This is a genomic window from Ferdinandcohnia sp. FSL W7-1320 (assembly GCF_038050315.1).
GTDB lineage: Bacteria > Bacillota > Bacilli > Bacillales > Bacillaceae_L > Ferdinandcohnia > Ferdinandcohnia aciditolerans.
In genome coordinates this window covers 1,554,624-1,566,515 of record NZ_JBBPAM010000001.1, presented here as the reverse complement: position 1 = coordinate 1,566,515, position 11,892 = coordinate 1,554,624, and the positions used below count along the sequence as shown (strand labels likewise).

Below are 11,892 nucleotides of genomic sequence, written 5' to 3'. Positions count from 1 at the left end.
ATCAATTCGTCTAAGTAATCTTTTCTTTTATTTTGACGTATCTTATATTGTAACATTTTTACGAAGAAGTTGTACGAGTAAAAATAGGAAGTCACTTAGAAATGAGTTCAAACAAAAAAAACAGCCTATTAAGGCTGTTTAAAATTTGGATTAATAGTGGTTTGCAAGTCTGTCAGCAAGAGCTTCTTTTGGTTGGTAACCGACTACTTTATCTACAACTTCACCGTTTTTAATTACAAGTAAAGTTGGGATGCTCATTACGCCAAACTTCGCTGCAGTTTCTTGGTTTTCATCTACATCGAGTTTCACGATTTTCACTTTGTCACCAATCTCAGTGTCTAATTCTTCTAGTACTGGAGCAATCATTTTACATGGTCCGCACCAAGGTGCCCAGAAGTCTGCAAGTACTAATCCATCTTTTGTTTCTGAATCGAAATTTTGGTCTGTTACATTTGTAATAGCCATTTTAACCCCTCCTAATAAGTAACAACATTGAAATTCTACCAAGAGTATACCATCTGAGATGTCATTTTACGAATGTTTTGCTTCAAAAAAAACAGTTAACTAATTTAGAAATGATAAGATTAAACACTGTACTTCATACATAGTCATCTTCCCCAACTTTTTAAGCTGTTATGTATGTAAATTAATAGAGGTTATAGACATTATTTTAAATGTAGCATATAAAAAAAGACGTCCAGAAGGACGTCTTTTTGCGTATTGCGGCGAGGACAGCACTCCACATAGTGCCTTGCCAAAAGGCGTGTCAACTCGACTTATGCAATTCAGCTCATCGCTTGATTAGTATACCATAAATTTTTCAAAGGTAAAATGGAAAAATCTCTATAAATTAATTTGACAACCTATTATGCATTTACTTTTAGTTTTTTGAACTCTTCAGTAAGCATTGGAACTACATCAAATAAGTCACCAACGATTCCATAGTCTGCAACCTTGAAGATGTTTGCTTCAGGGTCTTTGTTGATGGCTACGATTACTTTCGAGTTAGACATTCCTGCTAAGTGCTGGATTGCTCCTGAGATCCCACAAGCAATATATAGGTCTGGCGTAACAACCTTACCTGTTTGACCAATTTGTAGAGAGTAGTCACAATAATCAGCATCACATGCTCCACGCGATGCACCTACAGCACCACCAAGAACATTCGCTAATTCTTTTAATGGTTCAAAACCATCTGCACTCTTTACCCCACGGCCACCTGCAATTACAACTTTCGCTTCGGATAAATCTACACCTTCAGTTGCCTTACGCACAACTTCTTTTACAATTGTTCGTAAATCTTTAATTTCAACAGATAGTGATGAAACTTCACCAGTTCGTGATTCGTCTTTTTCAAGTGGTGTAATATTGTTAGGACGTACGGTTGCAAAGATTAAACCATCTGTCACAATTTTCTTTTCAAATGCTTTTCCTGAATAGATTGGACGAGTAAAGACAATATTTCCACCTGCAGCCTCAATTGCTGTTACGTCTGAGATTAGACCAGAATTCAATTTACTCGCAATTTTAGGTGAAAGGTCTTTACCTAATGATGTGTGACCAAAAACTAAAGCTTCTGGTGACTCAGCATCAATTGCTGCAAGAATGGCTTGCGAGAAGCCGTCTGGTGTATATGATGCTAATTTTGCATCTTCAACCGTTACAACTCGGTCTGCTCCGTAATGAATTAAATCATTTGTTAGCGCACCTACAGATTCACCAACTAACACGGCTACAACCTCGCCGCCTTCTGCTACAATTTTACCCGCTGCAATTGCTTCAAAAGATACGTTTCGTAAAGCACCATCACGTGTTTCTCCTAGAACTACTACTTTTCTTGACATTATGCGTAACCCCCTAGATTCGCCTTAGTAAAATTTTGAAATCGCATACAAGATTACCCGAAAACTTATACCACCTTAGCTTCGTTATGAAGGAGTGAAACTAACTCTTTTACCTGATCTTCTAAATCGCCTTCAAGTACACGTCCAGCCTCTTTTTTTGGTGGAAGATAGATTTCAATTGTTTTTGTTTTTGCTTGTACATCATCTTCTTCCAAATCTAGATCATCTAACTCAAGCTCATCAAGCGGCTTTTTCTTCGCTTTCATAATTCCAGGTAAAGATGGATAGCGTGGTTCATTCAACCCTTGTTGACATGTAACAAGTAATGGTAAAGTCGTTTCAATAACTTCAGAGTCACCCTCAACGTCTCTTACTACTGTTACTGTAGAACCATCGATATCAAGTTTTGTAATTGTCGTTACATAAGGAATATCTAGAATTTCTGCTACACGCGGGCCAACTTGACCTGAACCACCATCAATTGCAACATTTCCGCCTAAAATAATATCGGCTTCTTTATCTTTTAGGTATTCAGCCAAAATTTTTGCAGTTGTGAACTGGTCTCCTTCTTCTAGGTCATCTTCTGTATTAATCAAAACTGCTTTATCAGCACCCATTGCTAAAGCGGTGCGTAACTCTTTATCAGCTTCATCAGTTGTGGCAACTGTGACAACAGTTACTTCGCCACCATGCGCATCACGGAGTTGGATTGCTTCTTCAACCGCATATTCATCATAAGGGTTAATAATAAATTCAGCCCCATCTTCACTGATTTGTCCATTGCTTACTACAATTTTTTCTTCAGTATCAAATGTCCTTTTCAAAATAACAAAGATGTTCATGAGTTTCCCTCCTAAAGGTATTGTGCAATTTCTTGTAAACTATTAATTTTCTTCAAATCTAGTATTATTTCCCTTTAAATGTCGGCGAACGTTTTTCTATGAAGGCTGATATTCCTTCTTGTCCATCCTCTGAAATGAACATTTCTCCAAATAAAACCGCTTCTCTTTTGACAGTTTCTATATATTGTTCATTTTTCATTGAATTTAATAATTCAATGGTCGCTTGTATAGATAAAGGGCTTTTTTGAGCGATCTTCCTAGCAATTGTCATTGTTTCTTCGTGAAGATTTTCTTCCGGGAAAGCTTGATTTGCTAATCCGCACTGTACAGCCTCATCACCGCTAATTGGGTCACTTGTCCAAAGCATTTGAGCAGCTTTAGCAACACCAACATATCGAGGCAAGCGTGCTGTCCCAGCAAATCCAGGGATTAGTCCAAGCTGTAGCTCAGGTAACCCGAGTTTTGCCTTATTGCTAACGAGGCGGAAATGGCAAGCCATTGCCAGTTCAAGACCGCCACCTAAGGCAGCACCGTGAATACTAGCTATAATAGGTTTTGGGAATCGTTCCATTCTTTCGAATAGAGATTGCCCTTGTCTTGCAAGATTTGAAAATTCTTCACCAGAGTTTATGGTTGTAAACTCTTTTATATCAGCCCCTGCAGAGAAAAAGCGACCTTCCCCATGGATTACTAGAACTCTTACATTATCATCCTTCTCAATGTCATCTAGTAAACTTGTAAGCTCTTTCAAAACAGCAGTTGATAATGCGTTCGCTGGAGGTCGATTAATGCTAATAGTAGCAATGTACTCAGCAATCTTTACTTTAAAAAACTCCATCTGCATCCCTCCTAATTAAGAATATGTATGTAACACACCTCAATCAAATGCGCCTCGGCGTATTTGAGCCCGATTTTTAGGTCCACAGGAAGTGGGTCATTAAGACGTTGCCACAGGATGTGGCGTTGTTCTTAGTCTTTAAACTTATTTTATTGCTCGAAAAGTTTCGTTTGAAAAATCGTGGCATCCGCCGGAGGCTTTTAACTTTATTCAGCCAAGGTTTGACTCCTCAATTAGATTGTTTACCCTTTTACACTATGCTACCACTTAAAATGTTATGAGAAACCCGCTGAATAAAGTTAAGAATTACTAGATGTGTGTCAATCCACAACCATTTACTAATAGAGCATGGACTTCTTTTGCCAAGGATGGCAAGTCATATTTTTGTTCGTTCATGACCCAAGTGGTTGCAGTTTCATCGATTGAGCCGAATATCATCTGTCTTGCTAAACGGACATCCAGGGCTGGATTAAACTCACCATTTTCTTTCCCAAATTGAATGATGGAATCGATGGTTCCTAAATACCCTTTAAGTACTTCATTAATCCGATGACGTAATTCTTTATTTGATTGTCTTAATTCAAGCTGAGTTACGGTTGCAAGATGATGATCAGCTGCTAAAAGTTCGAAATGTTTTTCTACCAATGTTAATAACTTCTCTGCCGCACTCGATTTTCCTGCTATTTCAGCTTCAATTTTTTCAATAAATTCGCCCATTTTTTCGTGGAATAAAGATACAAGAATATCTTCTTTGTTTTTAAAATATAGATATATTGTTCCGTCTGCCACGCCTGCTTGCTTAGCAATTCTTGAGACTTGAGATTGATGATACCCATTCTCCGCGATAACAACTACCGCTGCGTCTATGATTTGCTTATATTTTGGTTTTGTATTTTTCAAGTTCTTACGTCCTTTCAGAAAAATGAATGAATAGTCATTCATATTTCTATAATAAAACCTAATCAATATACTGTCAAGATTATCTTCTTAATTTCTCATTTGCTCTATTAAGGTAAAGAAAAAGAGCCACAGGCTCATATCATGGCTCCTCACTGATGTTAACGCTAATGATGTATTTAGAGCTGATCGATCCTACTTTGCTTAATTAATTTTTGTTAGTTTTTCCTTTTCCTCTTCAACTAATACCCTGCGCAAAACTTTGCCTACAATGGTCTTCGGTAATTCTTTTCTAAATTCATATACTCTTGGAACTTTATATGCTGCTAAATGTTTTCGACAATGTTTATCAAGCTCTTCCTCTGTGAGTTGTTGGCCATCTTTTAAGACGACATAAGCCTTAACTGTTTCCCCACGATACGGGTCTGGAATCCCTGCGACGACAGCCTCTTGTACTTTTTCATGTTCAAACAATACTTCCTCAATTTCTCTGGGATAAACATTAAATCCGCCAGCAATTATCATATCTTTTTTGCGGTCCACCACATAGAAATATCCATCTTCATCCATGTAGCCTAAGTCTCCTGTTAGTAACCAACCATCACGTAATGTATTTTCAGTTTCTTCAGGCTTATTCCAATATCCTTTCATAACTTGAGGACCTTTTACGACGATTTCTCCAATTTCCCCTATATCTGCAGGTTCACCTGTTTCCATTGAAAGCACCGTAGCATCTGTATCCGGCCATGGTAATCCAATACTTCCATTCACGCGATGTCCCCAAATTAAATTAGCATGTGTTACAGGGGAAGCTTCCGATAAACCATATCCTTCTACAAGCTTTCCACCAGTCACTTTTTCAAATTGTTCTTGTACTTCAAGTGGCAAAGCCGCCGAACCACTTATACAAGACTCAATCGAAGATAAATCATATTTCATTAGGTCAGGATGATTCAACAGACCAATGTACATAGTTGGTGCACCTGGAAACAGGGTTGGCTTCTGTTTATGAATCGTTTTTAGTGTATCTCCTGCGTTGAATTTCGGCATAAGGATCATTTTTGCAGCCATCATAATGGATAAGTTTAATACGGTTGTCATTCCGTACACATGGAAAAATGGCAGAATGGCTAAAATGGATTCTTCTCCTTTATTACATTTATACATCCATTTTGAACACATTATCGTATTAGCAACTAAATTTCGATGTGTTAGCATTACTCCTTTTGGAAATCCTGTTGTTCCACCTGTATATTGTAACAAGGCAAGGTCTTCTACTGGGTCAATGTCAATATCGATTTCTTTAGCTTCAGATGTGTTTATGATTTCCCTTAGTAAATGATTTGTTCCTTCATGTTCCACTTTGACTACAATACCATATTGTTTCTTTTGGATAAAAGGATAAATCAAATTTTTTGGGAATGGGAGATAGTCTTTAATTTCGGTTACAATAACATGTTCAAGTTCTGTTAGCGCTTTCACTTTTGAGACACGTGGAAAAAGAATATCTAATGTAATAATCGCTTTTGAACCTGAATCCTTTAAATGATATTCTAGTTCTCTTTCTGTATACAATGGATTTGTTTGTACCACGATTGCACCTGAAAACAGGACACCATAATAAGCAATTACACCTTGTGGGCAGTTTGGCAACATAATGGCAACTCGGTCACCTTTTTTGATGCCTTGAGACACTAAATAGTTTGCAAGTTTTAAAGATTCTTCATACACTTGTGAAAAAGTTAATTCTTTTCCTTGAAAATGAACAGCGATTTTTTGAGGAAATTCACTAGCAGTTCTTTTCAAATATGCTTGAATCGGGATGTTTTCATACTCGAGCTGATGCGGAATTTCCTCAGGATAATTTGCTAACCACGGCCTTTCTAACTCCATCTAATAACCTCCCTTTAAATCATTCTAAAGAATACGAAGACGTATCCAAAGACCAGTTTGAATTTTCAAACCATTTATATTCATTATATTATATAGAATATTCGGTGACAATTAGATTCATGAATTGTTGCGGAAGTTTATGTCGTTTTACGACAAATTACCAAATGACAAATAAAAAAGGCTGTTGGTTAATTCCCAACAGCTCATTATCTTATAACACTAAATAAAGGATCCCAACAATAACAAATACTCCACTTACAACTAACAGTATTTTAGCTAGCTTTTCCATATTAAAAACCACCATTTCCAATCCCTGCGCCGATTACATAAGAGAGTCCCACCGATATAATCATGGATATAAATCCTACTGCGCGATTATCTTGTTGTATTTCAACATCTATGTCGAATTTCGGGGTTAAGAATTCAAAAATAAAATAGCCAATTAGAAGAAGGAAGAATCCAAATACTCCCCAGCCAATCATGACAAATAATGTATCGTGGTTTTGGATGGAATAGCGGAATATATTTGCAATCCCGAAAATTTTCCCTCCGGTTGCCATTGCGACTGAGAGATTTCCTTTTTGGATTTCTTCCCAATTTTTGTATTTGGTGACCAATTCAAATATGGCCATAAACAGAACTAAACACAGAATAACAACACTGTAATTAGCAGCCGTTAACACAAATTCATTATCCCAAAATTGATCCATTATCTTCTCTCCCTGTTAGAGATTACATTTCTTTGCAAATTTATTTTAATTCTACTACTGTAACGCCTGTTCCACCTTCTCCGGCTTCCCCAAATCTTGTAGATTTTACGGAGCGGTGATTTTTCAAGTATTCTTGAACTCCTTGACGCAAAGCACCTGTTCCTTTTCCATGGATAATAGATACACGTGGATAACCTGCAAGTAAAGCATCATCGATGTATTTTTCCACTCGAACCAAAGCGTTTTCGTATCGTTCACCTCGTAAGTCTAATTCTAGACTTACGTGATAATCTCTACCCCTTACTGTCGCTAGTGGCTTAGTTTCTACTGGTTTCGGACTGCTAACAAACTCGAGGTCTTTTTCTTTAACCTTCATTTTTAAGATCCCAATTTGAACCTGCCATTCGTTATTACCTGCCTTATCGATTAAATGGCCCTTTTGGTTTAAGCTAATTACCTTTACTTCATCACCAGGTACGAAATTTCTTTTTGCTTTGGTTGAAACAGATTGTTTATTCGTCTTGTTCGAAAGTTGAGGTACTGCATTTTCCAAACGCTTTTTCGCATCTATCAATTGATGTTCCTTAACAAGGGTTTGTTGTTCAAGCTTCATTTTACGTAAATCTCGAATGACTTCTTCTGCTTCGCTCGTTGCACTTTTGATTGTTTCAGCTGCTTTTTGTTCCGCTTTTTCATATAGTTTGTTACGTTGTTCATTAAATTCAATGATTTGCTCTTGAAGTTGTTTATGAAGTTTCTCTGCCTGTCTTCGGATATCTTCAGCTTCCTCAAGCTCCTGTTCAGCATCCTTTTTACTTTTCTCCAAGGAGGCGATCATATTTTCGACCGTATTCGTTTCAGAACTAATATGATTTTTGGCAGTGTGAATAATGCTATCAGATAACCCCAATCGTTTTGAAATTTCAAATGCATTACTTCGTCCAGGAACTCCGATTAAAAGCTTATATGTTGGACTTAAGGTTTCGATATCAAATTCGACACTTGCATTGATTACTCCTTCTCTGTTGTATCCATACGCTTTTAACTCTGGGTAATGGGTTGTAGCAATAACTCTTGCACCTCTACTATACACTTCATCAAGAATTGAAATAGCAAGGGCAGCCCCTTCTTGAGGGTCAGTTCCTGCTCCTAGTTCATCGAAAAGAACTAAACTGTTTTCGTCAACTTGTTTTAAAATATCTACAATGTTAACCATGTGGGAAGAAAACGTACTTAAGCTTTGTTCAATAGATTGCTCATCACCTATATCAGCGTATACCGATTCAAATACAGCAATCTCTGACTCTTCTTGTGCCGGTATTTGTAGGCCCGCTTGAGCCATAATCGTTAATAACCCGATTGTTTTTAATGTGACTGTTTTTCCCCCTGTATTTGGACCAGTGATCACAATAGAAGTGTAGTCTTTGCCAAGCTCAATATCATTTGGCACTACTTCTTGTGGGTCAATTAGAGGATGACGACCTTTTTTAATAAACACATAGCCATTCCCGTTGATTTTCGGCTTTGTCCCCTTTACCTTTTTACTGTAGCTCGCTTTTGTGAACATAAAATCAAGTTCCCCAAGCGTGTCTACATTTTGATAGAGTGGCTCATATTCTTCTGCTACTGCATTTGAAAGTTCTAGTAAAATACGGTCAATTTCTTGTTTTTCTCTAACCCTAGCTTCCTGTAATACATTGTTAAGGTCAACTACTGATTGTGGTTCAATAAACAATGTAGCCCCTGAAGAGGATTGGTCATGAACGATTCCACCGTAAGTCCCACGGTATTCCTGTTTAACGGGAATTACGTAACGATCATTACGAATTGTAATGATTGCATCTGAAAGTGTTTTTTGAGCGGAAGAAGAACGAATAATATGTTCTAGCTTCTCCCTAATTCTCGCTTCACTGCTACGAAGTTGGGTGCGAATTCCACGCAATTTGTCACTCGCTCCATCCATGACAACTCCATTATCATCAATACAGTTTTTTATTTTTTGTTCTAGTTCAAATAAGGGGGTAATACGTTCAACTAATTCACCGAGGATTGCAACTTCGATCGCGTCCTCAATCATACCTTCAACAAACTTCTTCATTTGTCTACCAGCATAGATAGTGCCTGCAATGTCTAAGAGCTCCATTGTATTTAAGCCACCGCCAATGCTTGCGCGCTTAACCGCAGCTCGGATATCCGTTAATCCCCCAAGAGGAACATTTCCTTTTAACCGTAATACCTTAGATGCTTCATCGGTTTGCTCTTGTAGAAAAACAACCTCCTCTACATTCGTAGAAGGAATCATTTGATCAACTTTTTCTCTTCCTAATGAGGATGAGACGTGCTGTTTTAGCAGTTCTTTCACTTTACCAAATTCTAAAACCTTTAAAACTCGTGGCTGCATGCTGTTACTCCCTTCTTGCTACCCACTACTTTAATATGGATGTATCTCCCTACAGGAGGAGAATAAATAGAATTATAAATTTCTTTTTAAATAAGCCAATAGTTCATCCTTTTCCCAGGTGTTAATAACACTTTCTTTTTTGATCCAACCTTTTGTTGCAGCAGAAATGCCATAACCCATATCTTCTAACATGTCTATATTATGTGCATCTGTGTTAATCACTAGTTTGACACCTGCATCTTGTGCCTTTCTAATATAATCTGAAGAAAGGTCCAATCTATTCAAGTTCGCATTTAATTCCAAGGCTGTATTCGTTTCTTTGGCTAGCTCAATTAGCATATCAACGTCTACGTCATATCCTTTTCTGCGCCCAAGTATTCTTCCAGTAGGGTGTGCGATGATATCAACATGAAGGTTTTCTAATGCTGTTTTTAAGCGTTGCATGATTTTCTCCCTTGGTTGTGAAAAGCTTGAATGAATGGATGCAATTACAACATCTACTTCTCGAATAAGTTCATCATCATAATCTAGTCTACCATCAGGAAGGATGTCCATTTCAACACCTGTAAAAATCATAAAATCATCATATTTTTCATTTAATCGTTTTATTTCTTTGTGTTGTTCTATTAATCGCTCGGGGGTAAGCCCGTTTGCAACACGAAGATATTGTGAATGGTCTGTTATAGCCATATAGCGGTAGCCTTTTTTCCTGCATGCTTCGACCATTTCTTCAATCGTGAAAGCCCCGTCACTCCATGATGTGTGCATATGGAGGTCGCCTTTTATATCTTCAAGTCGTATGTGTTCAACTTTCTGTTGAAAGGCTTCTACCTCTGAGCCATCTTCTCTTAGCTCTGGCGGGATAAAGGTGAGTCCGAAATATTGATAAAACTCTTCTTCCGTATCAAAAGTTTTCATTTCACCTGTTTCACTATTTTCAACGCCATATTCACTTATTTTTTCACCACGGTCTTTTGCCAATTGCCGCATCCTCACATTATGATCTTTACTGCCTGTAAAATGATGAAGGGTAGTTGCAAATTCATGTGGTTTCACAAGACGAAAATCAACCGAAATATCATAACTATACGAAATTTGAACGGAAACCTTTGTATCTCCGCTTGCAATGACACCACTTATGCCATTAAGACTTAATAGTTGTTCCCGTACTTTTTCAGGTTCATTTGTTGCAATAATGAAATCAAGGTCCTTTATCGTTTCTCTCATTCTGCGCAGACTACCTGCTCGAGAGAAAGTTGAGATTCCATCCATCTTACTTAATTGTTCCTCGATTTCTTCAGCGAGCGCTAGCATGAGAGCAATTGGCAAGCGCTCTGGTCGTTTGCCATATTCCTCGATGGAAGCGAGTATTTTTTCTTCTGTTTTCTTACCAAAACCTGCAAGATTTTGAATTTTTTCGTTTAAGCATGCTTGTTTTAACATTTCCATATCTTCAATAGCCAGTTCTTGATAAAGCTTAGCTATTTTTTTGCCGCCAAGACCTGGCAGGTCTAACAAAGGGATGAGTCCTTCTGGCACTTTTTCTTTTAATTCAGTTAGTACGTTTGAGCTGCCAGTTTCTATGTACTCTGTAATCACAGCTGCGGTTCCTTTTCCTATACCAGGGAGTGTTGTGAAGTCTTCAATGGTAGATAAACTTCGATCATCATTTTCCAATGCAGCTGCTGCTTTACGAAAAGCTGAAATTTTAAATGGGTTGTCCCCTTTTAGCTCCATATATATTGCAATTGTCTCTAATAGACGGATTACATCTTTTTTATTAATAGTCACTGTTAGCACCTACCTATCATTCCATACGATTAACTATCCAAAATGATACAGATTTTTTGCGAAAAAGTCACTTAATGTATCAGCTTTTTCATTTTTGACAAAAAAAACTCCTCTAACTAAATAGAGGAGTCAGTTACTAATTACTTGTCAAATCCACATGTCCTTAATTTTTCCAGTGAAGAATGGTGTGTGTTGTACGATCATTTTCGCCATAAATGAATCATTGAGATTAGACTGAACCATTTCAACTGGTAGTAAAGCTCCGATATAAAGCACAATAAAAACAATGAGGTATACCTCAACAAATCCTAGTAGGCCGCCAGCCCACCCGTTAATTTGTTTTAAAATTGGTAGATTTGCAAGGAAATCTAACATCGATCCTATAATCTGCCATAGGAACTTTGTAACAAAGAAAATAATTGCAAAAGCAATAGCACGATAATAAGACGTTTCTAAATTTGTACTTTCAAATAAAAATTTCATTGTCTCGGCGTCGCCGAATGATGGATATGGAATCCATAATACTAATTTTGGCATAAGTTCATCATAATAGAGATATGCGACGATAAATGCAACAATAAAGCCAGTAAGATGAACGATTTGAAGGATAAACCCTCTTCTTAAACCAACTAAGAATCCCATTAAGAGGATAATAATCAAAACTAAATCGAACATA

Annotated in this window: 10 protein-coding genes; all 10 read right to left on the bottom strand. The window is 37.4% G+C overall.

The window, feature by feature from the left end; all coding sequences use genetic code 11:
• Positions 1–150 precede the first annotated feature (150 nt).
• The 10 genes from trxA to NST91_RS07840 all read right to left on the bottom strand — a co-directional run bounded on the left by trxA (position 151) and on the right by NST91_RS07840 (position 11,891).
• The gene (gene trxA, locus NST91_RS07885; RefSeq protein ID WP_121447655.1) at positions 151–465 is read right to left on the bottom strand and encodes a thioredoxin; all 315 of its coding nucleotides are present in this window, start codon (positions 463–465) and stop codon (positions 151–153) included.
• Between the two features lie 401 nt (positions 466–866).
• A complete protein-coding gene (locus tag NST91_RS07880; RefSeq protein WP_341330686.1) occupies positions 867–1,844 on the bottom strand; it encodes an electron transfer flavoprotein subunit alpha/FixB family protein in 978 nt (325 codons plus the stop codon).
• A 65-nt stretch (positions 1,845–1,909) separates the two neighbouring features.
• Positions 1,910–2,686 carry an electron transfer flavoprotein subunit beta/FixA family protein gene (locus NST91_RS07875; protein ID WP_341330685.1) on the bottom strand — a complete coding sequence of 259 codons (777 nt, stop codon included), beginning with the start codon at positions 2,684–2,686 and terminating at the stop codon, positions 1,910–1,912.
• A 64-nt stretch (positions 2,687–2,750) separates the two neighbouring features.
• A complete protein-coding gene (locus NST91_RS07870) occupies positions 2,751–3,524 on the bottom strand; it encodes an enoyl-CoA hydratase (RefSeq protein ID WP_341330684.1) in 774 nt (257 codons plus the stop codon).
• Between the two features lie 309 nt (positions 3,525–3,833).
• Positions 3,834–4,424: a fatty acid metabolism transcriptional regulator FadR gene (gene fadR / locus NST91_RS07865; RefSeq protein ID WP_121447651.1), complete on the bottom strand. Its 591-nt coding sequence runs from the start codon at positions 4,422–4,424 to the stop codon at positions 3,834–3,836.
• Positions 4,425–4,625: 201 nt separating this feature from the next.
• Positions 4,626–6,314: a long-chain-fatty-acid--CoA ligase gene (locus NST91_RS07860; RefSeq protein WP_341330683.1), complete on the bottom strand. Its 1,689-nt coding sequence runs from the start codon at positions 6,312–6,314 to the stop codon at positions 4,626–4,628.
• A 290-nt stretch (positions 6,315–6,604) separates the two neighbouring features.
• Positions 6,605–7,024 carry a DUF350 domain-containing protein gene (locus NST91_RS07855; RefSeq protein ID WP_341330682.1) on the bottom strand — a complete coding sequence of 140 codons (420 nt, stop codon included), beginning with the start codon at positions 7,022–7,024 and terminating at the stop codon, positions 6,605–6,607.
• Between the two features lie 40 nt (positions 7,025–7,064).
• A complete protein-coding gene (locus NST91_RS07850; protein ID WP_341330681.1) occupies positions 7,065–9,425 on the bottom strand; it encodes an endonuclease MutS2 in 2,361 nt (786 codons plus the stop codon).
• 72 nt (positions 9,426–9,497) lie between these two features.
• Positions 9,498–11,216 (bottom strand): DNA polymerase/3'-5' exonuclease PolX, encoded by a 1,719-nt coding sequence (polX, locus tag NST91_RS07845; RefSeq protein ID WP_341330680.1) that lies wholly within the window; start codon positions 11,214–11,216, stop codon positions 9,498–9,500.
• Between the two features lie 147 nt (positions 11,217–11,363).
• On the bottom strand, positions 11,364–11,891 hold the full coding sequence (locus tag NST91_RS07840; RefSeq protein WP_121447646.1) for a CvpA family protein: 528 nt from the start codon (positions 11,889–11,891) through the stop codon (positions 11,364–11,366).
• Position 11,892: the final 1 nt, after the last annotated feature.

Excerpts from the sequence above, each read along its gene's own strand:
- trxA (WP_121447655.1), bottom strand. The coding sequence starts at position 465 with ATGGCTATTACAAATGTAACAGACCAAAATTTCGATTCAGAAACAAAA.
- NST91_RS07880 (WP_341330686.1), bottom strand. The coding sequence starts at position 1,844 with ATGTCAAGAAAAGTAGTAGTTCTAGGAGAAACACGTGATGGTGCTTTA.
- NST91_RS07875 (WP_341330685.1), bottom strand. The coding sequence starts at position 2,686 with ATGAACATCTTTGTTATTTTGAAAAGGACATTTGATACTGAAGAAAAA.
- NST91_RS07870 (WP_341330684.1), bottom strand. The coding sequence starts at position 3,524 with ATGGAGTTTTTTAAAGTAAAGATTGCTGAGTACATTGCTACTATTAGC.
- NST91_RS07860 (WP_341330683.1), bottom strand. The coding sequence starts at position 6,314 with ATGGAGTTAGAAAGGCCGTGGTTAGCAAATTATCCTGAGGAAATTCCG.
- NST91_RS07855 (WP_341330682.1), bottom strand. The coding sequence starts at position 7,024 with ATGGATCAATTTTGGGATAATGAATTTGTGTTAACGGCTGCTAATTAC.
- NST91_RS07850 (WP_341330681.1), bottom strand. The coding sequence starts at position 9,425 with ATGCAGCCACGAGTTTTAAAGGTTTTAGAATTTGGTAAAGTGAAAGAA.
- NST91_RS07840 (WP_121447646.1), bottom strand. The coding sequence starts at position 11,891 with ATGTTCGATTTAGTTTTGATTATTATCCTCTTAATGGGATTCTTAGTT.